The sequence below is a fragment of the Ochrobactrum sp. Marseille-Q0166 genome (assembly GCF_014397025.1).
GTDB lineage: Bacteria > Pseudomonadota > Alphaproteobacteria > Rhizobiales > Rhizobiaceae > Brucella.
Genome location: NZ_JACJUO010000002.1, coordinates 705,585 through 726,125 on the forward strand (window position 1 = coordinate 705,585; position 20,541 = coordinate 726,125).

The following is a 20,541-nucleotide window of genomic DNA, read 5'->3' on the forward strand; positions in this document are numbered from 1 at the left end:
GCTCATGTCCTCGCAATCCCAGCCTGCATAAGCCGGGGCAATGGAAGTGGTGGAAGGGCGGATTTGTCGATGCGTCCGGGCTTTTCGTATTTCGGGAAGCCGGCGCTTTTGATCGTGCCTTTCGGGCGCTTAATGCCGAGGTGCTTTTCCTCGCGACGCTTGGCTTCGGAAATGACTGCCACGTCCTGACGGGTCTTTTCCTTATGGCAGCATTCGACGCCGAGTAGCTGGCCGTCCTTTGCAGTAAGCTTTGCGCTCTTATCGATCTCAAGAGCATCTGCTTTGATATGATCGATGTGATAAGGCTTCTTACCAAGGATAAGTCCGCAACCCTCACACGCGATGTCACCGTTAGGCTGCATCGCGCGCTTGACGATTTCCGAATAGACTTTCTTGCTGAATTCACGCCGCGCCATGGCTCACCTCCGAGAAATCGGTGAGCGACAGAACGATGTCCAGCTCAAGAACACACTCACGGTCAAACTTGCCGCGCACTTCGCGCTCAAGCTGGTCATGCGTGGCGATGTAGAGCTTTGCCTTTTCACGGCTGCGGCGAACATCGGAAGGGGCTTGGAGGGACATGGTTTTCATGCTTCGCTCCTTGCCAAATCCTCAGGTTGAACGCCGAGAAGTTGGGCTATGAAGTCGAGAACATCCTGTTTGGATTTCTGAAACTCGCGAGCGTCCATTGCGCTCTTTTTCTGGCTCTTGGCCGTCCATTCGCGCACAACGCATTCGACGTTAAATACGATGGAGTAATCATCAGCAGGGCGCATGAACGCTGCTACACGTTCGGCGTCAGCTTTTGACGACAGCACAATGTCCCTCTCGTTGCGATAACCGCAGCGAATGAGTGCCTTTTTGCGCAAATGCTCGACAGTCGGATAATCACCGCGCAAGTCATCTGGCAGATTGTCGAATCCATTTTTTACCGCAGCAAAGAAATGGTTGTGGCTGTTGTCTGAGCGGTCGTGGTGTTCGACCATATTGTAAACTTCGCCGACGACGAACTGACGATCAGCGCGAGCCGCCCATAAAGCGGAGGCCGGTATCATGGCCTCGCCATTCCATGTCATTGTAATAGGAGCGCTGGACATTATGCTGCTTCCTTCGCCGGTTCCTGACCGTAAGAGCGGATGCGCTCGATCAGTGCCGCTTTCTCATCGTTAAAGCGGTCAATCTCGTCGGACAGTGTTTTGATGTAATCTTCATCGCGGAATACGCGGACACACAGCATCGGCAGGCGAGGCCAGTAAGACACGAAATCCCACCATTCCCGATCTGATATCCAAAGATTGCCTTGTACCTGTGCCTTATGCTCTGGCGGTAGGCGGTTGCGTTCCAAGCGGTCAATTTGGATGTGTGGCAAGGCCGTCTTGATTTCCAAACCGCCGATTGCACCGATTAGGCTGTCAGGGCTTGCGCCCTTTTCACCATTGCGGATGAAGCCAACCAACTCAGGCTCTACGCTGTTGATGAAGGCGTATGTCTGACGGGCTTCATCTTCCATTTCCTTGCCGCGCTCAGTGTGAGAGTTTGAAAAGCTCTCAGTCACTTCGCCGGTGATGATTTCGCCTGCCAGCTTCCGCATGTACTCAGAACGTGTCTTGCCTTCACCTTTCGCCATGACTGTCGCGAACTTAGAAGCAGTAGGGATGCCGAGACGAGCCTGAAACCACTCGTCTCCACCCTGATCCATGTCGAATACCTGGATCATTTCGCCATCCTTTGCTTTTTCTGCTCAAGAATGCGAATGGCGTTTTCATAGTTGACGGCAAGAAGTTCTCCTATGGAGTTCATCTTACCCACTTTGCAAAACTGTTCGATGTCTGTGTCTGTTTCTACAATCAGGTCCAGAATGCGGTCCCGCTGTTCTTCGGTGATTACCTCATTCTGTTTTTCATCGGCCTTAGAACCATCATCGTCATGTGATGCAGCCAATCCAAGAGCGGCTTTAAGGGTATAGCGCTGCAAGTATGTGATCGTGCTGCCAATAGCCTGAATGCTATTTTTCTTGCCGCTTTCATCTCGCCCAGCCGAAAGAGTGGTTTCCTCGCTATGGCCGTCGCGGTGAGAGATGATGCACGTCACACTGACTGGCTGATTAGGCTCTGACGAAGGGCGAAAGCGGTATGAAAGGCCGTGTGTTGCAAGGATTGGAGCAACAATCCGGGCTATCTCGCCTAGATCTTCATGTCGATAGTTCGTTTTGCCTTCACCACTCTTATGGTCATAGCCAACTTCTCGGTTTTTATTGATGACGGGAATTTCTGACTTTGCAGCAGCAAGCGCAGCATCAAATGCTTTCCGCGCTTCGTTGGCTTCCCATCGCTCTTGCAGCGCAAGAAGACGCTCCAGCGTTTCAGGTGTTGCATTGCTTGCCAGCGCTCGGTCAATCATCGTCATTGGTGTGACGACATTGTTCGCTTGCACTGGCATTTCGTTGGTATGCTGAATATCAAGTGCTTGAGAAGCCATTATCTTCCCCTTTGCGCGTAATCGTTCATGATTTCTGCTGTGAGTTGACGAGCGCCGCCGAAGCCGTAAATTCTGGCGGCATCCTTGAATGCCGAGCGCAATTGGTGCTCAATAAAGCCTTCGGGCTTACTCATGATGGAGCGGGTTGCTTCCAACTCGGCTTGGGCTTCTGCTGTGAGGTGATCTACTGCCATAATCCCCTCACTCAGCAGCTTCGAGAACAGCCATTTGCATATTCTCAAGGGCGGTAAATGTGAGGTCGGAATAGTCATCACGACGACCGAGGCGGTAATCAATGCGCTGCTTTGCATTCAAAGCTTCTTCGCTGCCAAATGAGCGAACCATGTCGATTGCCTGAATTTCAGCGTCGGCATCGATCTCGGCAAGCTCTGCCAGAATGCGGCTTACTTCCATTCCGCTGTCGCGCTGATCTTCCATGTCGTAGCATGTCAGAGAAGGCACACGGGACCGCAGAGCAGCCAGTCTTGCCATCTGGTTATCAATGATTGCCTGTAATTCTGATTGGCCTGACATTTCGTTGCTCCCAACTCGTTTGTTGGGATTAGACTATGAGAAACTCATACTTATGTCAAATAGAAATATGGAAAAGTCATAATTATTTTTTAATAGCGCTTCCAACCAGCCGCAAACCGTGTAGAATCAGGGTGCAAAGAAGCCCCGGCGTAAACCGAGGCTTCCTGCTGTCAGATTAAGTATGAAATGGCTTGGATTATTGAGGCAACGCCAAACAAGCACCATGCTACGTTCAGCTTAATCTCGACAGTTAATTGGATCTTGGAATTCTTCCTCATAGGAATAGCCCTCGATCCCGTGGCCACGGAACCAAAAGGTTTCGTGAGACATGGCTATCGAACGAATAAGCCGTCGTTCATAGCTGCATCGGCCCACCATTGGCTGTCGCGATCAGCCTTTGGTGGCCCCATTTGACATCCGTAATTCTTTGGCGGTTGTCGCGAGAATCCTCGGGGCCCATTCCAAAGGTACAGCATGGGATGCGGTTAACAGTGTCAGGGGTGTCCGGGTGTCAGTCGGGCCCGTTCAAAGAACCACATCCTATTGAAGGCAGATTCCTGCAAAAGAGTCCAGATAAACAAAAAGCCCCGCTTTCGCGAGGCTTGTAGATACTTGCAAACCCAAAAAGAAACCCCGTCATAGCGGAGCTGATATTGCAATTAATTGCAAATCAAGGAAGCCGCCAGCCGCCGACAAATCTGCCAGATCGAATAAGTTTTTTGCCCTTCATTCGATTTAAATAAGTGCGGAAGGTGGATTCCTTAAGCTCAGAATTGGTACCTAGGGCTGCTTGGTACAAATCCAAGACCTTCATTTCCTCACCTGACGCTTTCAGTGCTTTTAGTACAGCATTTTCAGCGAGAACTCGCGCCATGCTGTTTTTGCGTGTGGTGAATTGAAGGCCTTCACGCTGAGCTTTTGCTTTTGACAACTGGCGCACAAGCGCAGCTTTTTCCACCTTGAGTCTCTCAATTTGTTCGTCAATTGAGGAAATCTCGGTTTCTAGGCGTTTTTCAAAGAAGGAAAGATTGTCTTCTATCATGTCTCATTTGATAATATGAACTAAATTGAAATGCAATCCAAAAGAGACAATTCCAATAAAAACAATGGGTTATACTACTTGAAAAGCTATTCAAAATATGATAAACCGACTTAACTAGTTAAGTCGGTTTATCATATTCATTACACTTTGTAGTTTTTAAGTTGTCTTTTCTATATCACTCTGTATATACAGAGGTGTCTCGGTAAGTCCTACGCTCACCGTCTTTTAGGAGATAAGCTACGTGTATCGTAGTCGCGTGTAGGGTCGAGACACAACCCGCTTCGGCGGGTTTTTTTTATGCGTACCAGCTGTCACAAACGCCGAGCTTTTTATGTATGACGTCGCGAAAAGTGCTGTCATTATGCTCGAAATGACGGAATAGGCCCCACGATATGAAGTCAACCGCCTGCAATTGAATGCACTTATGGGATTCTAGGTGAGATATTGTAAAAGGGTGGTTGTGATCGCACTGAGTAATAAGAGTAGTTTCAATGTAGCCATTAAAAGGCATATTTTTATGCGTTTCTTTGTTTCGCTTATCTACAATTAAATTTATTGGCGAATTTTTTTGTTTGTTGTGAATTTTACAGACTAACTTACCAGCAAAATAATTGTAGCAAATACCGTAGGCCGCCTTTCTAAGGTGGTCCTTTAGTGCATCCTTTTTTACTATTGAATAGTGTACGACCGCTCCAGAGGCGTGTATTTTTTCAATGAACTCCACTATCAGATCGGTCTTATTGCTGGCTATTTCAGATGGCGCCCATTTTTCCTTATCGCTACGCCAGATAGCTGAGCCTTTAATTTCAATGTGGCGCGGCCACCCTAATTCATGAAGCTTACGCTTTTGCCTCTTAACGGCATTATCGAGTTTTTTCGGGTCATTTGTCTCCAAAATGGCGATCAATGAGTATTTGCTGGACTTTGGGTTAAAGCCAAACTCGCCACTTTCATCGAGATACCAGTAAATCATAGTTGCCCCCAGAACCGCAAACTGTTGCGATCCACATGGTGCACACAGTCAATAAACCAACATCATTCCTCTTACTCCCAACGATATGGCGATATCAATCCCATGTTGCGCTACATCTAGCGGCGACAAAACGCCATTAACCTTTCATCAACAATGTTCTTGCTTTGTTCTAATCCCTGAGTCATCCTGTCACACATACTAGGTGTATATGGAGTACGGGTAATGGGCATGCAGACAAATTTTATCGTGCAGAGCTACACGAAGGTTAAAGGCGGGAATTTACGGCCTGACACGCCTTTTATAGCAAAAGACGTAGCACACGCACTGCGCACAGCAGAGCGCATGGCTAATAGCAGTCCAATGGTGATTGCCTTCACGAATACCGGCGATGCTGAGACAGGCGATTTTGAACCGCCTAAGCTTATCTTTGCTCATGGCGACCAGTTGCCGCCTGAAGTTGATGAGATGGAAAAGGTCTAACGCGGGAGGGGTCAATGATCAGGTATAAGCCGCGTACAATTTCAAAAAGGGATCAAACCCTTACTGAATTGCGGGGTATTGCTGGCGGCTTATCGCTGTTGGAGATGCGCAGAATCATTGAGCGTGATGCTACTCTGAAGATGATTTTGCTTTTGCCTGAGCCTGTTCTTGATGAGGCTCTGCTGGTTGGTAAGGCGCTGCAAGCTTGCGCAAGACATCGGCATAGCTCTCCTGAAGATCTGGAGGAAGGCTATCATAAGCCATAAGTATTTCGCGATACTTCGAAGCGAGATCGACCATTGGGCCGGTCCCGCGCATCAGCCATTCAAAACGCACCTTGAAGCGCTTGGCGTACAATTCACCTTTGTCCGCACGAAAGCCAGAGCTTCCATTCTCATGCCCTGCATAAGTTGGGTAAGGGACGCCTAAAGCCTCGGCAGCATCCGATGCTTTTTCAAAACCGGCCTGCTTACGAGCGGCGGCTAATCTTTCATGAAGTTCCATGATTGTGATTATGTCATAACTAACTATGAGAAACTCATTGCCAAATGACTATGAGTTTTCCATAGTTCGCGTATGGAACAAACAATCAATGTCAAAGACCTCCGCGCCACATTGAAGATGACCCAGGCTGAGCTTGGGGCGGCAATCGGCGTTGACCAAAGCACAGTATCTCTCTGGGAAGCTGGCATGAAGCCACGTGGACCGGCGATGAAGCTGCTTTCGTTGCTGGCGCAGAATGGCAAAGTTCCGTCTGCCAAGCGCTCCCGTACGAGGGCGAACGCATGAGCAACTCGCGGCTGAAATCTTTCATCGACCGTGTTCTTCGCCTCAAAGAGGAAGAAGACACAATCAAAGCTGACATTCGCGAAGTCTACGCGGAAATGAAAGGCGAGGGGTACGACAAGACCGCCGCCGGTCAGCTCGTCGCCTATCTGCGCAAGGTCGAGAAAAAAGGCCGCGAGGAAATTGAAGCCGCCAACACTGTTTTCGATTTGTATTTGAATGAATACGAAAATGGCACGGCGCTTGCTACGCACACGCATGAGAACTCCTATTCGCCTGAAAAGGCGACAGTAATGGACCGCGCCACGGAAAGCTCTTTTGAGACTGGAAGTGCGGCAGCGGAAAACGCCCGTGTAGGTATCCCGGTAGAGCCGGAAGACGGTAGCGCGAACCATGCCGGAGCGGGTGAAAGCCCCGCAACTGTTTCTCTTTCGTCTGCTTCTCCCGCCTCCCAAGCGGCAGACGAAGAAAGCCTCACCGGACATGTAACGAGTACCGGTGAGGCTCTCCTTTCAGGACAGGATTAGGCGGCGATGAGGAACACCCTGTCCAATTCAAATTCACAAATCAGCCGAGCGTTTAGTGCGCGATCTTTTGGGCGCGAATGCCTGTCCGCCAAGTTCTTCGGCTGTAGCGGGTGCTTCTTGGCGGCGCGTGACCGGGGTTTCCCTCTTAACCTTGAACAAAGCAGGTTCACGCATTTCAGCATCCGCGCCATTTCTTCGGGCTATCGCGGCCTTTCGTGCGTTCTGCAAAACGCGCCACGCTGCGAAGCCGATGTGTTCAACCATGTCCGTCCTTCTGTTGTGTCCCTGTCGTCTCTGATCAGGAACATAGCGAGAGGCTTTGTGCATGACGGACTCAAAATTTCAGTCACAGCAACATCAAATGGTTTCGGAGCGCGAGATGAGTAGCTGCGAGATGGCGGGCCGTTATGTCCGCGAAATGACAGACAGAGAGGCGAAAGGGTGGGGTGATCATAGTAATGCCCTCAAGCGCTTAAGCCGTCGCTACGGCATGTCTTACTGGACCTTAAATAACCTGCGCATTGGCCGGTCAAAGACGGTTGAAGCATCAATCTTCAAGCGCGTCCAGTCCGCATACTTTGATTACTGCGAGCGCCAGATAGCGCAACTCCAACATGATCTTGAACTCGAAAAAGCGGTGAGCGGCGATGCTGATATGGAAGATCTGGTCGGCGAGGCTTCGCAGCTTCTGGCGTCTCTTCGTGAAGCGAAAGAAGCGAAGAAAACAAATCTTCGAGCGAATGGAGGCCGATAAGAAATGAACCTCTTTCACGCCGCACTCGTCTCAGCCCTTTCAACCGCCCTGACAATCTTGCTGATCGGTTCGATCGGCTTCTATTTCCTATGGAGAATGTAATGGAAGCGCAGAAAATCCCGCATTACGTGAAGCCTACGCTTGGACGCCTGAACTCAGGTGACGTTATCGTTTGCCAGATTTCAGAGAGCAAAGAAGCCATCGAAGGCTATCTCTATTTCATGTCGCGAGATGCTCGTCCGGTAGGGGGGGCAACGTTTCGCTGGCTCAAAGAGCAGGGCTTCATAGCGCCAGACAGCGTTGGCTTATTGCCAGAGTGTCCTCAAACCTATCGTCTTGCGTGAGGTAATGATGCTTACCCTGCGCGAGATGCACGATATTGCCAGAGGCGAAGTGTCTTCTATGGAAGGCCTTATTCGCAAAGGCCAGCGCTCAAAGCCGCCGCGTCCTGAGAATTGGATCGCGCAGCATCAGCGCATCCTCCAGCATCGCAAGCAGGTCGTTAAAGTTCTCGAACAGCAGATTGACGCCCGCAAGGCAGAAGGCGAGGCGGCAGCATGAGAATGTCAGCAGCAGAATTTCGCCAGACGTCCAAGCCCAACAAGTACGGAGCTAAGAAAACTGTCATCGACGGCATCCGCTTCGATAGCAAGGCAGAAGCCGCCTATTATGCCAAACTCAAACAGCGTGAGAAAGCCGGTGAAGTCGGTGGCGTAGAGCTACAGCGACCATTCGCCATCCTCGGCCCGAAGGGCGAGCTTATCACGACATACAAGGCAGACTTTGCCTTTTGGGATTTCAAAGAAGACCGCTTTCGCGTGATCGATGTGAAGGGCGTGGAAACACAGGTTTTCAAGCTCAAGCGCAAGCTCGTTAAAGCTTATCTCGGCATTGATGTGGAGTTGGCAAAATGAGCAAAGACCGCATCCCGTATTTTGATTTCTACCCGTCTGACTTCATGCACGGCGTTCGAGGCCTGTCGGCTCAGGAAGTCGGCGTCTATACTATGATGCTTTGCCGCATCTATGAAGAAAACGGGCCGGTAGAATATCACGTCATGCGCCTCGCAACCTATTGCGGCATGCGTGAAGCAACGTTCGTTAGGACAGTCGAAAAGCTCATTGAGCTTGGCAAGCTGGATCTTGTTGACGGCATGATTTCCAACCATCGCGCCGAAGCCGAAATTTCAAGTCGTGCGCACAAGTTGAAAATTAATTCCAAGGCAGGAAAAGCAAGTGCCGAAAAAAGGCAACAAAATCAACGATTGAGTTCAACGGACGTTCAACAGGCGTTCAACCATACAGATACAGATACAGATACAGATAATACATCTTCACTTCGTTCAGATGTAACGATCAAGCCAGATTTCGAAAGCGAATTTGAACAGCAGTTTTGGCCAGCTTATCCCCGCCGTGTCGGCAAGGGGCAGGCTCTCAAGGCATTCCGTGCTGCTCGAAAGCAAAACGATCTGGAAACGATCATGGCAGGCGTTCGGCGCTATTCCGCCAGCCGCCAAGGCGAAAACCCTGAATTCACGAAACACGCTTCGACGTGGCTCAACGGCCAGTGCTGGCTCGATGAAGCCGATCCGAAGTTCACCACAGCCCGAAACGAACCGCCTCCAAAGCCTCGAAATATCGGGGATGCAATACGCGACGAAGCAAGGCGACTTGGAGTTTTGAGAAATGAACCAGATAGCGAAAACCGAGGATTTCACAGCGAAGGCCAGCCAGCAGGAAATGTTCGAGTGCTTGACCTTGCTTTCAAGCCTGCCCTCAAGGGCTTCGGCTGACGATCAGGTCAACATTGCTGGTTTCTACATGGCTCTCGAAGGTGTGACACGCCACGGCCTCCAGACAGCAACGAAGCAAATCATGCAGGGTTCGCTCGGCCACGCCTTTCTCCCAAGCCCGCCAGAGCTTCGTCAGGAATGTGACAAGGTGATGAAGCCGATCCTCGAAGCCCGTGCCAGAGACAGCTACGAGCGCCGTATTCTCAAGGAAATGGCAGCAGATAATACTCGGGCAAAATGGACGCCAGAAAGCCGCGCCCGCGTAACTGCAAAGTGGGAAGCCACAAAGGCAAAGCAGCGCCTCGACAACGCGGCAGAAGAAACCCGCAGCGACCAGTACGACACAAGCCCAGAGGCTTCCATGGCTCGTCTCAAGCAAGCAGCGGAAGCCAACGGCAAGGAATTCAATCTCGACAATCTCAAGAACGCGCCAAGCGACACATTCAAGCAAGCAGGGAGGGCAGCATAATGGCCGATACAAAGTTTACGCCGGGGCCGTGGGTTTACGATGAAGATCGTAGGCACATTGTTAGAGATGGTGATTACGATGTTTGTAGTATCGATATTGGATGGAATGAGAGCGATCAATCTGAGTTAGCAGAGATGGATGCTACAGCCCACCTAATCTCCGCAGCGCCAGAGCTTTATGAGGCGCTCTACCGTCTCGTCAGGGATTGTGAAATCGCAGGTCTTCAAGAGCAAGCCGGTTTCGATTGCTGGATCAACATGGCTAACAAGGCCCTCGCCAAAGCTCGCGGGGAGGCTCCATCATGACGGCTTACAGCCCCCACACCTGTCCGCTTTGGCTATTCCGATCAGGCAAGGACACTTACGAAATAGCCGCCATTCTCAGGATTAACGAATCCGAAGTTGAGCGCCGCATTCACATCGTGCGCAGCCATGAAACAAGAAAGAAAGCACGGTTTGAACGCCCCGGCGATCAAGCGGCATAGGAGAAGGCGATGGGACGAATTAAGCGAATGGTCAGATGGCTAATCAGTCGTGCAGCAAATTTGACGCCGAACGTGACCTACTACGCGAAGTCGTGGCCAGTGCGCATAAACGAGAAGCTCGTAGACATCGCTTCTCAAAAGGATGGGAAGTCAACCCCTATGACCGTGGCCTCAATCTCCATGTGCTGCGCTCTGCATTCAAACTTGCAAGTGGGAGATAGAGCCGAAATCGAACTTCATGGCGTGACTACCGGAGGCGACGAGGTTGGAAACTTCGTTGTGAACGTGAAGCGCATCTAAGCATAACCCCAGGCGATGAGGAAACACTATGGCGGCGAAGACCAAAACAGAACGCAGAAAGTTAAGGCTTCTGGAACAGGCTCAAGCAAGAGCCAATCAGTGGAAGCCTAAAGAGGATATCGTCTTCATGGACGTTGATAATCCTTTTTATAGCAGGGCGCACAATGCAAGCAGTACAAACCCGCCAAAGATAAGGGCCGCTTTGAATGCGAAGGAAAGCGCAATTTCCAGCATGGCGGCACGTGGTCATCTAAGCGTGGCTCAGATCCGAGCTGCTAAGACTTTTTGTTCACTATGGGAGGCCATCGGTGGCGCAGGAGCCAAGGCAATCGATTATTCCAGGGCCAAAGTTGACGGCGGTAAGAACGCGCAAGATATTTCAGACAGACAGCTGCAGGCAGGCGTTGAATTGAAAAAATGCTCCGATCTTCTAGGCATTCTCGGCTACGAGCTGGTAGTCCGTACAGCAGGCATGGGAATGACCATTGAAGACATAGCAGGAAAAGAACGCCGACGCCGAGACCACGCCACCGATAGCCTGCGAGGTTGTTTAGATGTGCTGGCTGTCCGGTGGGGATATTCTAACGCAAAGATAAGAGGGTGGGCGGCTTAGCCCGTCCTGCCGCAGAGGGCGATTAGAATAGCTTCGCTACGAGCCAGATAACAGTTCCATAAATTAGCCCGCCCACGAATACCATAAACACCATTGCTTGGATCGGGTGGCCTCCGAAGACTGGTTGCTTTAGCCAGCGGATAGCAAATTGGATAATGCCGAGCGCAGCGCCAATAAGCAAAGCAGTAACGTAACTCATGAATCCCCCTCAGTGCCACCCGGCACAGCGAATGAATAGCAGTAAGATAATGGAAAGGAAATAATGATGATGGATAGCGCCGCAGCGTGGGCAGCAGAGCAGCTTAATGCTTCACTCCGCTCTCTATTTCAGTCAGAGAAGCCTCCAGAACGTCAACGAAATTATGGATCAGTTTCGCTTCTTCAGTCTGGCCGCTGTCGTACAACTGTTTCACTTGATCTCTCAAAAAAGAAACAGCGACGTCTTTTGAAAGAACTCCTGACTTTATCAGCATGACAAGGATCGACCGATCCAAAAACTGATGCGCATTGTGAGCTGCTAAATGCCCATCTTTTACCATAGTGACCGCCCCTCCGTTGTTAACTCAACCAATCAAGCCGAGTCGCAACCGGGAGTCGAGGGCTACTTGTTTTTGCTCTTACGGAGCTTGTTCGCATTTGCGAGTAATGCATCAACCTCATTCAACAAACTGCGTGCGCGATTAAAGGCATCATCCTCTGTTTCCGCATGGGCATTCACCTGTGGCTCGTAAGTGTCCATTTCAAGCGTAGTTTGAAGACGGTGAATAATCTCGGCGTTCATTGAGCGATTATTCTGTTCAGCTTCCGCACGGATGCGGTCCCGCATCCCTTCTGGGAAACGGAGCATAAACTTATCGCTTTCTCGTCCTGTTGATACTGTCATGGTGACATATTCATAAGCACGAAAGGCCAATTGTGAAAATCGTGGCACGGTGACATCTTTACGCTTGCAGGTTATGTGTCACTGTGACATATATATAGGTGTCACGGTGACACAAAGGAGTTGTAGATGTACCCAAGCCAAATAGCCGAGCGCTTCAATGTCAGGATGCCGGACGGTTTAAGAGAAAGGCTTAAGGCCTCGGCAGAATTGAATAAACGCTCAATGAATGCGGAATTGATTTTCCATTTGGACAGAGCTTTGCCGCTCTATGTCCAAGAAAACAAAAAGGCCGAGGCGCTTTGCAGAGCGTGATCCTCGACCTTTCTCCATCCCAAGCAAAATAGGAATATGTCATGCACAATAGCACACATACCAATTCCGTATCAACAGTTGCGATGAATGTCGAGATCGAGACTGATCCAGTTGTCTTCGAGCGCGATGGCGGCGTATTCACAAATAGCCGTGATGTTGCTGCCTATTTTGGCAAAGAACACCGAAACGTAATTCGTGATATCGACAACCTGATCAAGAGCGAGCCGAATCTGGGTGTGCTCAATTTTGAGCAGACCCCATATGTTGAGCCTTCCAACGGTCAGACATACCGATCGTATGATATTGACCGCGACGGCTTCGCTTTGCTGGCAATGGGCTTTACTGGCAAGAAGGCACTTAAGTTCAAGCTCAAGTACGTGGCCCAGTTCAATGCCATGGAACAGGAACTGAAAAAGTTAGCTTCGGAGCCGTCCCTTGCTTTTGCGAATGATCCGGCTGCATTGCGCAATTATCTGCTTACGTACAGCGAGAAGGTTATTCAACTTGAAGGTCAGGTTGAAGCGATGCAGCCAGCAGTTCAGGCGCTGGAGCAGATCGCGGAAGCCCACGGCAGTTTCACACGAACAGAAGCGGCAAAACACCTCGGTGTAGCCCCGCATATGCTGTGCAAGTGGATGACAACAAACGGCTGGACTTACCGTCGCGCTGGCACAAAGAGCGATATTGCCTATCAGTCGAAGATTTTAGCTGGTTATCTGGAGCATAAAGTGCGCACAGGGCCGAAGCCAGACGGCACGGAATGGATTGAAACGCAGGTTCGCGTCACTCCGAAAGGTCTGACCGTTCTTGCTAAGGCTTTTCCGCAAGCGGCGAGGGCGGTCTAATGAACAGGAGAACGTTCTTCCGCGCAGCTGCACTTGTCGTTTCTTCACCTGTTGCTGCGGCGATTCCCGTTGTGAGTGAAATTGAGGCATTGATTAAACAGCATGAGTTTGCTTGGAGCCGCGATGATGCGGCTTGGCGAGTTGTCGACACTCTCGATGACCACCCTGAACTGCGCAAATTATCTACCCCAGAGGTGCAAATCGGTAGGCAGCGCGGGAAAAAGAAGGACGATGGAGAATACGAATTGTTGCCATTGTATGTTCATAGCGACTTGGCGATAGATGAATATATCGATCGGAACCTCGAAACTCAGTTGATGTTTATCAGCAAGCCACTGGTTAAAGAGAGTTTGCTCTCGAAAACAGAAGCGTATCGTGCGGAGAAAAAAGCCGAATTGGCTCAACAGGAATCCATCAGAAGGTCTGTTGAGGACAAGATAGGCCGGAACAAAGCTTGTAGATACGCGGAAAAGTGCAGTGCGGAGACAAAAGAGATTGAGATGAAAATCCTCAATTTCAAGCCTTCTTCATTGCGTGACGCCGCTTTGCAGTCCTTGTTCGTGATTGACGCTCTCGAAACCGGCCACAGTTACATTGAACAAGATCAAATGATTGACGTCTTACGGTCGATAGCAAGTTCAATAACCTCTCAGCAAATCGCAGCATAACAGAGCGGCCTACGGGCCGCTTTCTTATCTACTTGACATGTGCGCATGGGAAAGGCATGATTCGTGTATGGTGCAATACTGCGCCCAGTGATTTACAGCGGCTTTCGAGCCGCTTTTTGATTCGAGTGCTGCGATGATTGCAAAACGTGCGCGCCGGATAGCTGACAAGCTGAGAATGAAAGCCAAAGCAAAGCGCGTCTATCCACGTGACGATAAGGCGCGACATGCCGACCACTTGAAAAGCTGCTCATGCTTCATGTGTGGCAATCCTCGGAAGTGGTGGAAGCAAAAGACCATAGCTGAGAATATGGCTGATGACTGGCAGCGCCTACAGCGTGACTGGTCGAAGGTGTACGGATAAGCGGGTGCAAGTAGCAGGCTATCAGCTTCCACCTGATTGCCGGGAGGTGCAAATCCTCCCACAGCGCCAAAGTATCACGCGGTACGCCGCATGATGGGGAGAACTCGCAAGGGTTCCTGACTGCCTAATTTCTATCTCGAGCGGCTACTCGGCATAGAACGACAGTGTGGGGCTGCTACCCCACCTGTAGAATTCGAGGCAACGCCTCAACGGAATGTGCGAGACGCGGTGAATGCCAAGGCCGTCCTCCCCGTAAGGGTGTAGAGTTACCGAGAGATTTGGCGCTCGGCGCACACGGAATGCGAGAGGGAGACATTCATTCCCGCCCTGTCTACGGATAGGCTCGCAAACATGACATGACCGCCGCCACTGCTTTGCATCCAGATAGCGCAAGGTACGCGGCGGTTCTCAATCAGAACGGCGGCGCTGAAAGCAGGGGCGCAAAACGCACTTGGATAGATAGGTCAGCTTGCTTTGGTGAAAGCCAAAGAGCCGGGATAGCGTCTGGTCTGCCTGACTTAGTCAAACATCCTAATGATATCGGCAGCTCGTTTGGCGGTTAGTTCGATATTCCCGTCGCTTTGGTCGAAGATACGAATTATGTAGCGAGCCAATTGGTCTTTGTCGTCATGGGTTGTGGGGCACCGCCCGAGTATTTCGCAGCATAGGTTATAGGCCTCCTGCACAGCCGCTAAATCTTCGGGTGTGAAAATACCTTTATACAATGCACTTTTAAATGGCATTATTCTTCTCCTCCCGTATAGGGAGAACAACGAAGCGGCAAAAAATGCAAGATAAATTATCGGGAACGGCCTCGCTCACGCGGGGCTTTTCTAATTCTGGGAGCGGCACTCCTTCAATCATCCCGCCGGGCGATGAGGCAATAGCTACACTCGTGCAGAAGAAGCAACACTGGCCGCTCCGAGGCAATGCCTTGCATTAAGCAGTGTGAAGTGGGCAAGCCCGGTTAAACGCTAATCAGGAGGATGGAATGCTGAAGGTCATGGCAGTTCTGTTCGTTGTGTACACGTATCGGCATCGCGTGAAGTTCGTTCCCGGATCGAACGGAAAGTTCAAGTGCGTACCGAATGGATCATTCCTTTTCCTTTGAACAACTGAGGATCTGACATGCTTAGACGCACATTCCTGCGAATGCTTAGCCTCGCGCCTGTAGCCGCTGCCGTTCCTGCAATGGCGCTGCCAAGGCCGGAGAACGTCAGAGAGACGGTCAAGGGCAGTGTGACAATGGGTGATCGAGCATGGTCGCAAAGTGAGATGTTTCTCGATGCGTCTCAAGCAGGTCCAAGCAAGATCGTGATCGATTATGACGCGCTGAACCGTGATCTAGAAGGTGTATTACGCTGGATCAACGAAAGCACAAGAAATCTTGTGGCGGATGGGATGAAGGTAAGGGGATAAAGATGACCACCAAGCTTCTCGCTCTCAGCGTTTATAGTGTTTGTATGCAAAGCCCTAGACTGGCTTAAGAATGATAGAAGTTCCCATTATAACATGTTCCCCAAACCTGTTAAGTTCTGTCGATCTTCCGTCATCCAACTCGTAGTAGTAATGTGCGGATTGGCTTTTGCTCATGCGACCCCAAGTTTGATCCGGAGAGTTTATGTCAACGGATAATCGTATACCCCGGTAGATTTGGCCGTCACTGCCAATAAGGTCAACGAAACTGTTGTCACTCATACTGCGTCTCCGACATGTAATATGCTATAATAATACAACGATCATCATAGAAATGAACCCACCATTTAACCCTGCCAACGAGCAGGTTTTATACATTTAGTGAATAGTTTCTAATCTATGCTATCAGCGTGTCGAATTATCCGAGCAATCTCATAAGGGTCTTCAATACCGCTATCGTATATCTTGTAAACTTGTTTCGCGATCTTCAGGGTTTCTGCCGCTGTAGGCGAAGAAATATTAAGCAGCACACAGGTTTCGACATATGCGCGTTGCAGGGCTCTAAGCTGCTCTGGCTTGTATGTTCCAACAAACTGGTCTGTACGAAATGGCATTCAATATGTCCTTAATATCAATTGAATCAACGCTCCTCCATTACCCATCAGGAATACAACCGTGAGTCTCACACCAAAACAAGAGGCATTCGCTCTCACATTCTTTGAAACAGGAAATGCAGCAGAAGCTTATCGCCGGTCATATGATGTGAGCGAGAATGCCAAGGATCAGTGGATATATGTCGAAGCATGCCAGCTTCTCGACAACCCTAAGATTACCCTGAGGCTCCAGGAACTCCGTGAGCATGCAGAACGGCATTCGATTTACACGCGCCAGCAGGCATTAGACGAATACGAAACGGCTCGACAGCTAGCTTTTAAAACCGGCAATCCAAGCGCGGTAGTTTCTGCCGTCAATGGCAAGGTGAAGCTATTCGGGTTGGAGGCGCCTGTGAAAGCCAAAGTGGATCACACTTCAAGCGATGGCAGTATGACACCAAAGCCGACAACAATCAGGATCGTGGCAGCAGATGACGGAAGCAATGATACGGTTGCCGCCGAAACTGGTGCCGATATTCAGTAAGCCGCGTGGAGCTGTTCAATATCGTGGCGCATATGGTGGTCGTGGTTCGGGGAAGTCATTTAACTTTGCAAAAATGGCTGCGGTATGGGGTTATGCTGAGCCTCTGCGCGTTCTTTGCACCCGCGAGTTTCAAGCATCCATCAAGGAAAGCTTTCACGCTGAGTTAAAAGCGGCGATAGCATCCGAGCCTTGGCTTGAGGCGCATTATGACGTTGGCATTGATTATCTGCGAGGGTCGAACGGTACAGAGTTCATCTTTCGCGGTCTTCGTCATGGTGTGAGCAGCATCAAATCGCTGGCAAAAATCGACCTGACGATTGTCGAAGAAGCTGAAGACGTGCCGGAGGTTTCGTGGCTGGCACTGGAGGCGACTGTCTTTCGTCAGCCCAGATCAGAACTATGGCCGATCTGGAACCCGCGGCTAGACGGCTCACCGGTTGATTTGCGTTTCCGCAAGAACGCGCCAGCCAATGCAATCGTCACGGAAATGAACTGGAACGACAATCCGTTCTTTCCTGTGGGTTTGGAAACGCTCCGTAAACGCGAACAGGAACGATTAGACCCGAATACCTATGCCCACGTATGGGAAGGCGCATATCTCGAAAATTCGAATGCGCAGGTCTTTGCAGGAAAGTATCGGATTGCAGAGTTTGAACTAAAAACTAATTGGGATGGACCGTATCAAGGTGGCGACTTTGGCTTTGCGCAAGACCCTACAGCCGCAATTCGTTGCTGGATCAATGATGATGTTCTCTACATTAGTCACGAAGCTGGGCGGGTTGGCTTAGAACTCGATGACACGTCGCCTTTCATTTTGCGACACATCAGTGGCTTTGATCAATACGCCACTCGATGGGATAATGCGCGGCCTGAAAGTATCAGCCACTTAAAGCGGCACGGCCTTCCTCGATCTGAGCCGGTTGATAAATGGAAGGGTAGCGTAGAGGACGGTATTGCGTTCCTCCGTTCATTTCGTGAAATTGTAGTGCACCCGCGCTGCGTCGAGACAATCAAGGAAATGCGCCTATACAGCTACAAGGTGGATCGTCTGACAGGTGATGTGCTGCCGACGCTTGTAGATGCAAACAATCACTACATTGATGCGCTGAGATATGCCGTTTCGCCAATGATTAAGCGAGGGCCAAGCGCATCGATTTTCCTTACAAAGAGGCACAGATGAACCCTATTCGAGCCTTGGCTAATGCTGCGGCGCGTCGGCTCGACGTTATGTTTCCGGGCTTCTTCGCGACGGCAAAGCATAATCACTATGCTGACTTTGGCTATCCTGAGTTCATCAGCTTCGACATGCTGTATGGGATGTATTGCCGGAATGGTGTAGCGGCAGCCGGTGTAGATAAGACCATTCTCAAGACATGGCAGGATGCGCCCTTTCTGCAAGAGAAGCAGCGGGACGGTTCACAAGGACAGTCAACGGAAGAAACCAAAGTCGAGAAGGAAATCCGCGAGCGCTTTACCGATCTTCGGGTATGGTCCCGCATTGCAGAGGCCGATAGACGCTCATTGGTTGGCAGATACGGCGGTTTGATCCTTCGTCTGGGCGATAGCAAGACATTCTCCGAACCGGTCGATACTGTGCCGGGGGGCATCCTCGGCCTTGTTGAAGTCGTCCCAGCTTGGGAAGGACAGCTTCAAGTTTCTCAGTGGGATACGGATGAGACGAGCCAGACCTACGGTCAGCCGCTCATGTTTCAGTTCAACGAAGCCAGCGTAGGCGACAACACCAACAATCAGCCACGACAGTTCCAGCTTCACCCTGACCGGGTAGTGATCTGGTCACGCGATGGCACGATGGACTGTAAGTCGCTGCTTGAGCCTGGCTATAACGATCTGCTTACACTGGAAAAGATCAGCGGTGCAGGCGGTGAGGGCTTCTGGAAGAACGCCAAGTCAGCTCCGGTTCTTGAAGTTGATCCAGAGGCTAAGATCGAAGAAATGGCTAAGGCCATGGGTATCCCGGTCGAGGAACTGGCCGACAAGATGAATGAGCAGGTTGAGGACTGGCAGAAGGGATTCGATAAGCTCCTGATGATCCAAGGCATGCAGGCCAAGAGCCTAAGCGTCACCCTGCCAAGTCCTGAGCACTTCTTCGCCATCGCACTACAGTCCTTTGCTGCGTCTATCTCTATGCCAGTGAAGATCCTTGTTGGTTCGCAGACAGGTGAGCGGGCAAGCACCGAGGACGCGAACGAGTGGGCTCAGACCAACATGTCTCGGCGGAACAACACAGTTCGCCCGAACATCATGGACTTTGTGAACCGTTTGGAGCGCTTCAAGATACTGCCTGAAAAGGATTGGTATCTCGACTGGTCTGATCTCACTGAGGCTTCAATGTCTGAGAAGATCGACCGTGTGACCAAGATGGCGGATGCCAATCAGAAGATGGGCGGCTCTGAATGGTTGTTTACACCCGAGGAAATGCGTGAGGTCGTGGGCAAAGAGCCACTCTCAGAGGATCAACGGTTCCCTGAACCGCTTGGCGATGATGAATTTGATAAACCGCCAATCGTCATCCCGGGGCCAAACGATCCTAAAACCGAGGACTAATCAATGAAAACAGTTCGGGTGAATATCCGATCACTGGCTAACGCCGGTGCGATTAGACACGAGAAGAGGAATGGTCGAGACGTTGTGATCGTGCCATCTGCAACTCTGCCTGACAACGTTGTGATGAACAGCATCATGTATCCGGCAGACGAGATCGAAAAGAGCTTTGCAGGGCTTGAACGCACACCGGCGCCACTCGGCCACCCGACCATTAACGGCAAGTTCGTATCTGCCAGAGACCCGGAAGGGATCAATCTCGGGTGGATCGGCGCATGGAATGAGAATGTGCGTCGCGAGAATGGCCGCGTGTTTCTCGACAAGGTGATCGACGTTGAAACCGCCAACCGCTCAGAAGGCGGAAAGCGGGTGCTGGAAGCGATTGTGAAAGGTGGTCCTATCCACACATCAACCGGCTTGCTCGCCATGCTGGATGCCGCAAATGGCGACGTTGATTACAAACACATCGCCCGGTCCCTTGAGTTTGATCATGACGCCATCCTCTTGGATGAGCCCGGTGCCGCTACCCCTGAACAAGGTGTCGGGATGCTCGTGAATGCCAAGGGTGAGCAGGAAGAGGTCGAGGTTATCAACTCGATCATCGAAGATGCTGACCGGGAAATGGATTGGGCGGTTGAACATCTCGCCCGAGCCTTGGAGCGACGTGAGAAAGCGTCGGTACTTGAGCGATTTAAGACCGCGATATTGGAGGCCATCGGCATTTCCGAGCGGGAACCATCTGCAAACAGAAAGGAAAAACAGATGACTGTTTCGAAAGAACAGTTCGACGCACTTTCCGCGAAGGTTGATACCCTCTCGGAAGGCTTCTCGAATATCGGAGCAACTATCGGTGATGCGGTCGCTAATGCGGTCAAGCCACTGGTCGATGCGCAAGCCGCACTGGTCGCCAATCAGCAAGCACAGGAACAGGCAGAAAAGGCCGGTCTGGTTGAGAAGGTGGTTAAAGCCAACCTCCTGACCGAAGCCGTTGCAAACAGCCTATCACTGGATGCTCTGAAGGAACTCGCCCCAAAGGCAGAACCGGGCAAGGCCGCTCCGCTCAACAGCCAGTTCAAGCCATCTGCTGAAAAGCCAGGCTTCAAGGTTCCGGAAGGAGAATAAACC

At 50.8% G+C, this 20,541-nt stretch carries 36 protein-coding genes; 21 read left to right on the forward strand and 15 right to left on the reverse strand.

Annotation, left to right across the window (positions count from 1 at the left end; translation table 11 throughout):
- Positions 1-2: 2 nt before the first annotated feature.
- The 9 genes from H5024_RS14395 to H5024_RS14435 form a co-directional block, all read right to left on the reverse strand.
- Positions 3-416, reverse strand: coding sequence for an HNH endonuclease (locus H5024_RS14395; protein WP_187547858.1), 414 nt, complete (start codon positions 414-416; stop codon positions 3-5).
- Positions 403-591, reverse strand: a complete 189-nt coding sequence (locus H5024_RS14400) for a hypothetical protein (protein ID WP_187547859.1) — start codon at positions 589-591, stop codon at positions 403-405. The genes H5024_RS14395 and H5024_RS14400 overlap by 14 nt, the downstream gene beginning before the upstream one ends.
- Complete coding sequence (locus H5024_RS14405; RefSeq protein ID WP_247875293.1) at positions 588-1,097, reverse strand: hypothetical protein; 510 nt, start codon at positions 1,095-1,097, stop codon at positions 588-590. Before H5024_RS14405 ends, H5024_RS14400 begins: the two co-directional genes overlap by 4 nt.
- Positions 1,097-1,717, reverse strand: coding sequence for a lambda exonuclease family protein (locus H5024_RS14410; protein ID WP_187547860.1), 621 nt, complete (start codon positions 1,715-1,717; stop codon positions 1,097-1,099). The genes H5024_RS14405 and H5024_RS14410 overlap by 1 nt, the downstream gene beginning before the upstream one ends.
- Positions 1,714-2,478, reverse strand: coding sequence for an ERF family protein (locus tag H5024_RS14415; protein WP_210309701.1), 765 nt, complete (start codon positions 2,476-2,478; stop codon positions 1,714-1,716). Before H5024_RS14415 ends, H5024_RS14410 begins: the two co-directional genes overlap by 4 nt.
- On the reverse strand, positions 2,478-2,672 hold the full coding sequence (locus tag H5024_RS14420; RefSeq protein WP_187547861.1) for a hypothetical protein: 195 nt from the start codon (positions 2,670-2,672) through the stop codon (positions 2,478-2,480). The genes H5024_RS14415 and H5024_RS14420 overlap by 1 nt, the downstream gene beginning before the upstream one ends.
- A gap of 7 nt (positions 2,673-2,679) precedes the next feature.
- Complete coding sequence (locus H5024_RS14425) at positions 2,680-3,012, reverse strand: hypothetical protein (protein WP_187547862.1); 333 nt, start codon at positions 3,010-3,012, stop codon at positions 2,680-2,682.
- A gap of 670 nt (positions 3,013-3,682) precedes the next feature.
- Positions 3,683-4,054: a hypothetical protein gene (locus H5024_RS14430; protein WP_187547863.1), complete on the reverse strand. Its 372-nt coding sequence runs from the start codon at positions 4,052-4,054 to the stop codon at positions 3,683-3,685.
- Between the two features lie 295 nt (positions 4,055-4,349).
- Complete coding sequence (locus H5024_RS14435) at positions 4,350-5,027, reverse strand: DUF3800 domain-containing protein (protein WP_187547864.1); 678 nt, start codon at positions 5,025-5,027, stop codon at positions 4,350-4,352.
- Positions 5,028-5,255: 228 nt separating this feature from the next.
- Here H5024_RS14435 and H5024_RS14440 point away from each other — a divergent pair, with 228 nt between their 5' ends.
- Positions 5,256-5,507, forward strand: a complete 252-nt coding sequence (locus H5024_RS14440) for a hypothetical protein (protein ID WP_247875294.1) — start codon at positions 5,256-5,258, stop codon at positions 5,505-5,507.
- 129 nt (positions 5,508-5,636) lie between these two features.
- On the opposite strand, the gene H5024_RS14445 is transcribed toward H5024_RS14440, so the two are convergent.
- Positions 5,637-6,011, reverse strand: a complete 375-nt coding sequence (locus H5024_RS14445; protein WP_187547866.1) for a helix-turn-helix transcriptional regulator — start codon at positions 6,009-6,011, stop codon at positions 5,637-5,639.
- 72 nt (positions 6,012-6,083) lie between these two features.
- Here H5024_RS14445 and H5024_RS14450 point away from each other — a divergent pair, with 72 nt between their 5' ends.
- Complete coding sequence (locus H5024_RS14450) at positions 6,084-6,296, forward strand: helix-turn-helix transcriptional regulator (RefSeq protein ID WP_187547867.1); 213 nt, start codon at positions 6,084-6,086, stop codon at positions 6,294-6,296.
- Positions 6,293-6,820: a GapR family DNA-binding domain-containing protein gene (locus H5024_RS14455; RefSeq protein ID WP_187547868.1), complete on the forward strand. Its 528-nt coding sequence runs from the start codon at positions 6,293-6,295 to the stop codon at positions 6,818-6,820. The genes H5024_RS14450 and H5024_RS14455 overlap by 4 nt, the downstream gene beginning before the upstream one ends.
- Positions 6,821-6,853: 33 nt before the next feature.
- Here H5024_RS14455 and H5024_RS14460 read toward each other — a convergent pair whose 3' ends face one another.
- Positions 6,854-7,084 (reverse strand): hypothetical protein, encoded by a 231-nt coding sequence (locus tag H5024_RS14460; RefSeq protein WP_187547869.1) that lies wholly within the window; start codon positions 7,082-7,084, stop codon positions 6,854-6,856.
- Positions 7,085-7,199: 115 nt separating this feature from the next.
- Here H5024_RS14460 and H5024_RS14465 point away from each other — a divergent pair, with 115 nt between their 5' ends.
- The 9 genes from H5024_RS14465 (at position 7,200) to H5024_RS14505 (ending at position 11,232) form a co-directional block, all read left to right on the forward strand.
- A complete protein-coding gene (locus tag H5024_RS14465; RefSeq protein WP_247875295.1) occupies positions 7,200-7,574 on the forward strand; it encodes a hypothetical protein in 375 nt (124 codons plus the stop codon).
- Between the two features lie 101 nt (positions 7,575-7,675).
- Positions 7,676-7,918: a hypothetical protein gene (locus tag H5024_RS14470; protein WP_187547871.1), complete on the forward strand. Its 243-nt coding sequence runs from the start codon at positions 7,676-7,678 to the stop codon at positions 7,916-7,918.
- Positions 7,919-7,922: 4 nt separating this feature from the next.
- On the forward strand, positions 7,923-8,135 hold the full coding sequence (locus tag H5024_RS14475) for a hypothetical protein (RefSeq protein WP_187547872.1): 213 nt from the start codon (positions 7,923-7,925) through the stop codon (positions 8,133-8,135).
- Positions 8,132-8,488 (forward strand): DUF1064 domain-containing protein, encoded by a 357-nt coding sequence (locus H5024_RS14480; protein WP_187547873.1) that lies wholly within the window; start codon positions 8,132-8,134, stop codon positions 8,486-8,488. Before H5024_RS14475 ends, H5024_RS14480 begins: the two co-directional genes overlap by 4 nt.
- Positions 8,485-9,366 carry a DUF1376 domain-containing protein gene (locus H5024_RS14485; protein ID WP_187547874.1) on the forward strand — a complete coding sequence of 294 codons (882 nt, stop codon included), beginning with the start codon at positions 8,485-8,487 and terminating at the stop codon, positions 9,364-9,366. Before H5024_RS14480 ends, H5024_RS14485 begins: the two co-directional genes overlap by 4 nt.
- Positions 9,326-9,835 (forward strand): hypothetical protein, encoded by a 510-nt coding sequence (locus tag H5024_RS14490; protein ID WP_187547875.1) that lies wholly within the window; start codon positions 9,326-9,328, stop codon positions 9,833-9,835. The genes H5024_RS14485 and H5024_RS14490 overlap by 41 nt, the downstream gene beginning before the upstream one ends.
- Positions 9,835-10,140 (forward strand): hypothetical protein, encoded by a 306-nt coding sequence (locus H5024_RS14495; protein WP_187547876.1) that lies wholly within the window; start codon positions 9,835-9,837, stop codon positions 10,138-10,140. The genes H5024_RS14490 and H5024_RS14495 overlap by 1 nt, the downstream gene beginning before the upstream one ends.
- Positions 10,137-10,319 (forward strand): hypothetical protein, encoded by a 183-nt coding sequence (locus tag H5024_RS14500; RefSeq protein ID WP_187547877.1) that lies wholly within the window; start codon positions 10,137-10,139, stop codon positions 10,317-10,319. Before H5024_RS14495 ends, H5024_RS14500 begins: the two co-directional genes overlap by 4 nt.
- A gap of 328 nt (positions 10,320-10,647) precedes the next feature.
- Positions 10,648-11,232 (forward strand): hypothetical protein, encoded by a 585-nt coding sequence (locus tag H5024_RS14505; RefSeq protein WP_187547878.1) that lies wholly within the window; start codon positions 10,648-10,650, stop codon positions 11,230-11,232.
- A 22-nt stretch (positions 11,233-11,254) separates the two neighbouring features.
- Here H5024_RS14505 and H5024_RS14510 read toward each other — a convergent pair whose 3' ends face one another.
- The 3 genes from H5024_RS14510 to H5024_RS14520 form a co-directional block, all read right to left on the reverse strand.
- The gene (locus H5024_RS14510) at positions 11,255-11,431 is read right to left on the reverse strand and encodes a hypothetical protein (protein WP_187547879.1); all 177 of its coding nucleotides are present in this window, start codon (positions 11,429-11,431) and stop codon (positions 11,255-11,257) included.
- Positions 11,432-11,534: 103 nt separating this feature from the next.
- On the reverse strand, positions 11,535-11,771 hold the full coding sequence (locus H5024_RS14515; RefSeq protein WP_187547880.1) for a hypothetical protein: 237 nt from the start codon (positions 11,769-11,771) through the stop codon (positions 11,535-11,537).
- Between the two features lie 62 nt (positions 11,772-11,833).
- Positions 11,834-12,115, reverse strand: coding sequence for an Arc family DNA-binding protein (locus H5024_RS14520; RefSeq protein ID WP_187547881.1), 282 nt, complete (start codon positions 12,113-12,115; stop codon positions 11,834-11,836).
- Between the two features lie 126 nt (positions 12,116-12,241).
- Between H5024_RS14520 and H5024_RS14525 the strand changes: the two genes are divergently transcribed.
- From H5024_RS14525 to H5024_RS14545, 5 genes are all read left to right on the forward strand, one after another.
- On the forward strand, positions 12,242-12,427 hold the full coding sequence (locus tag H5024_RS14525; RefSeq protein WP_187547882.1) for an Arc family DNA-binding protein: 186 nt from the start codon (positions 12,242-12,244) through the stop codon (positions 12,425-12,427).
- Between the two features lie 41 nt (positions 12,428-12,468).
- Positions 12,469-13,272: a phage regulatory protein/antirepressor Ant gene (locus tag H5024_RS14530; protein WP_247875296.1), complete on the forward strand. Its 804-nt coding sequence runs from the start codon at positions 12,469-12,471 to the stop codon at positions 13,270-13,272.
- Positions 13,272-13,940, forward strand: coding sequence for a hypothetical protein (locus tag H5024_RS14535; protein ID WP_187547883.1), 669 nt, complete (start codon positions 13,272-13,274; stop codon positions 13,938-13,940). Before H5024_RS14530 ends, H5024_RS14535 begins: the two co-directional genes overlap by 1 nt.
- 133 nt (positions 13,941-14,073) lie before the next feature.
- Entirely contained in the window at positions 14,074-14,301 is a 228-nt protein-coding gene (locus H5024_RS14540) for a hypothetical protein (RefSeq protein ID WP_187547884.1), read from the forward strand.
- 1,128 nt (positions 14,302-15,429) lie between these two features.
- A complete protein-coding gene (locus tag H5024_RS14545) occupies positions 15,430-15,720 on the forward strand; it encodes a hypothetical protein (protein ID WP_187547885.1) in 291 nt (96 codons plus the stop codon).
- A gap of 389 nt (positions 15,721-16,109) precedes the next feature.
- Here the strand turns inward: H5024_RS14545 and H5024_RS14550 are convergent, their stop codons facing one another.
- Positions 16,110-16,331, reverse strand: a complete 222-nt coding sequence (locus H5024_RS14550; protein ID WP_187547886.1) for a hypothetical protein — start codon at positions 16,329-16,331, stop codon at positions 16,110-16,112.
- A 61-nt stretch (positions 16,332-16,392) separates the two neighbouring features.
- On the opposite strand from H5024_RS14550, the gene H5024_RS14555 reads away from it, so the two are divergent.
- The 4 genes from H5024_RS14555 to H5024_RS14570 are packed head-to-tail and all read left to right on the forward strand — an operon-like array spanning position 16,393 to position 20,538.
- The gene (locus H5024_RS14555) at positions 16,393-16,854 is read left to right on the forward strand and encodes a terminase small subunit (protein ID WP_187547887.1); all 462 of its coding nucleotides are present in this window, start codon (positions 16,393-16,395) and stop codon (positions 16,852-16,854) included.
- Positions 16,802-18,034 (forward strand): phage terminase large subunit, encoded by a 1,233-nt coding sequence (locus tag H5024_RS14560; protein WP_187547888.1) that lies wholly within the window; start codon positions 16,802-16,804, stop codon positions 18,032-18,034. The genes H5024_RS14555 and H5024_RS14560 overlap by 53 nt, the downstream gene beginning before the upstream one ends.
- Positions 18,031-19,419, forward strand: coding sequence for a phage portal protein (locus H5024_RS14565; protein ID WP_187547889.1), 1,389 nt, complete (start codon positions 18,031-18,033; stop codon positions 19,417-19,419). The genes H5024_RS14560 and H5024_RS14565 overlap by 4 nt, the downstream gene beginning before the upstream one ends.
- 3 nt (positions 19,420-19,422) lie before the next feature.
- Positions 19,423-20,538: a hypothetical protein gene (locus H5024_RS14570; protein WP_187547890.1), complete on the forward strand. Its 1,116-nt coding sequence runs from the start codon at positions 19,423-19,425 to the stop codon at positions 20,536-20,538.
- Positions 20,539-20,541: the final 3 nt, after the last annotated feature.

Excerpts from the sequence above, each read along its gene's own strand:
- H5024_RS14395 (WP_187547858.1), bottom strand. The coding sequence starts at position 416 with ATGGCGCGGCGTGAATTCAGCAAGAAAGTCTATTCGGAAATCGTCAAG.
- H5024_RS14400 (WP_187547859.1), bottom strand. The coding sequence starts at position 591 with ATGAAAACCATGTCCCTCCAAGCCCCTTCCGATGTTCGCCGCAGCCGT.
- H5024_RS14405 (WP_247875293.1), bottom strand. The coding sequence starts at position 1,097 with ATGTCCAGCGCTCCTATTACAATGACATGGAATGGCGAGGCCATGATA.
- H5024_RS14410 (WP_187547860.1), bottom strand. The coding sequence starts at position 1,717 with ATGATCCAGGTATTCGACATGGATCAGGGTGGAGACGAGTGGTTTCAG.
- H5024_RS14415 (WP_210309701.1), bottom strand. The coding sequence starts at position 2,478 with ATGGCTTCTCAAGCACTTGATATTCAGCATACCAACGAAATGCCAGTG.
- H5024_RS14420 (WP_187547861.1), bottom strand. The coding sequence starts at position 2,672 with ATGGCAGTAGATCACCTCACAGCAGAAGCCCAAGCCGAGTTGGAAGCA.
- H5024_RS14425 (WP_187547862.1), bottom strand. The coding sequence starts at position 3,012 with ATGTCAGGCCAATCAGAATTACAGGCAATCATTGATAACCAGATGGCA.
- H5024_RS14430 (WP_187547863.1), bottom strand. The coding sequence starts at position 4,054 with ATGATAGAAGACAATCTTTCCTTCTTTGAAAAACGCCTAGAAACCGAG.
- H5024_RS14435 (WP_187547864.1), bottom strand. The coding sequence starts at position 5,027 with ATGATTTACTGGTATCTCGATGAAAGTGGCGAGTTTGGCTTTAACCCA.
- H5024_RS14440 (WP_247875294.1), top strand. The coding sequence starts at position 5,256 with ATGCAGACAAATTTTATCGTGCAGAGCTACACGAAGGTTAAAGGCGGG.
- H5024_RS14445 (WP_187547866.1), bottom strand. The coding sequence starts at position 6,011 with ATGGAACTTCATGAAAGATTAGCCGCCGCTCGTAAGCAGGCCGGTTTT.
- H5024_RS14450 (WP_187547867.1), top strand. The coding sequence starts at position 6,084 with ATGGAACAAACAATCAATGTCAAAGACCTCCGCGCCACATTGAAGATG.
- H5024_RS14455 (WP_187547868.1), top strand. The coding sequence starts at position 6,293 with ATGAGCAACTCGCGGCTGAAATCTTTCATCGACCGTGTTCTTCGCCTC.
- H5024_RS14460 (WP_187547869.1), bottom strand. The coding sequence starts at position 7,084 with ATGGTTGAACACATCGGCTTCGCAGCGTGGCGCGTTTTGCAGAACGCA.
- H5024_RS14465 (WP_247875295.1), top strand. The coding sequence starts at position 7,200 with ATGAGTAGCTGCGAGATGGCGGGCCGTTATGTCCGCGAAATGACAGAC.
- H5024_RS14470 (WP_187547871.1), top strand. The coding sequence starts at position 7,676 with ATGGAAGCGCAGAAAATCCCGCATTACGTGAAGCCTACGCTTGGACGC.
- H5024_RS14475 (WP_187547872.1), top strand. The coding sequence starts at position 7,923 with ATGATGCTTACCCTGCGCGAGATGCACGATATTGCCAGAGGCGAAGTG.
- H5024_RS14480 (WP_187547873.1), top strand. The coding sequence starts at position 8,132 with ATGAGAATGTCAGCAGCAGAATTTCGCCAGACGTCCAAGCCCAACAAG.
- H5024_RS14485 (WP_187547874.1), top strand. The coding sequence starts at position 8,485 with ATGAGCAAAGACCGCATCCCGTATTTTGATTTCTACCCGTCTGACTTC.
- H5024_RS14495 (WP_187547876.1), top strand. The coding sequence starts at position 9,835 with ATGGCCGATACAAAGTTTACGCCGGGGCCGTGGGTTTACGATGAAGAT.
- H5024_RS14500 (WP_187547877.1), top strand. The coding sequence starts at position 10,137 with ATGACGGCTTACAGCCCCCACACCTGTCCGCTTTGGCTATTCCGATCA.
- H5024_RS14505 (WP_187547878.1), top strand. The coding sequence starts at position 10,648 with ATGGCGGCGAAGACCAAAACAGAACGCAGAAAGTTAAGGCTTCTGGAA.
- H5024_RS14510 (WP_187547879.1), bottom strand. The coding sequence starts at position 11,431 with ATGAGTTACGTTACTGCTTTGCTTATTGGCGCTGCGCTCGGCATTATC.
- H5024_RS14515 (WP_187547880.1), bottom strand. The coding sequence starts at position 11,771 with ATGGTAAAAGATGGGCATTTAGCAGCTCACAATGCGCATCAGTTTTTG.
- H5024_RS14520 (WP_187547881.1), bottom strand. The coding sequence starts at position 12,115 with ATGACAGTATCAACAGGACGAGAAAGCGATAAGTTTATGCTCCGTTTC.
- H5024_RS14525 (WP_187547882.1), top strand. The coding sequence starts at position 12,242 with ATGTACCCAAGCCAAATAGCCGAGCGCTTCAATGTCAGGATGCCGGAC.
- H5024_RS14530 (WP_247875296.1), top strand. The coding sequence starts at position 12,469 with ATGCACAATAGCACACATACCAATTCCGTATCAACAGTTGCGATGAAT.
- H5024_RS14535 (WP_187547883.1), top strand. The coding sequence starts at position 13,272 with ATGAACAGGAGAACGTTCTTCCGCGCAGCTGCACTTGTCGTTTCTTCA.
- H5024_RS14540 (WP_187547884.1), top strand. The coding sequence starts at position 14,074 with ATGATTGCAAAACGTGCGCGCCGGATAGCTGACAAGCTGAGAATGAAA.
- H5024_RS14545 (WP_187547885.1), top strand. The coding sequence starts at position 15,430 with ATGCTTAGACGCACATTCCTGCGAATGCTTAGCCTCGCGCCTGTAGCC.
- H5024_RS14550 (WP_187547886.1), bottom strand. The coding sequence starts at position 16,331 with ATGCCATTTCGTACAGACCAGTTTGTTGGAACATACAAGCCAGAGCAG.
- H5024_RS14560 (WP_187547888.1), top strand. The coding sequence starts at position 16,802 with ATGACGGAAGCAATGATACGGTTGCCGCCGAAACTGGTGCCGATATTC.
- H5024_RS14565 (WP_187547889.1), top strand. The coding sequence starts at position 18,031 with ATGAACCCTATTCGAGCCTTGGCTAATGCTGCGGCGCGTCGGCTCGAC.
- H5024_RS14570 (WP_187547890.1), top strand. The coding sequence starts at position 19,423 with ATGAAAACAGTTCGGGTGAATATCCGATCACTGGCTAACGCCGGTGCG.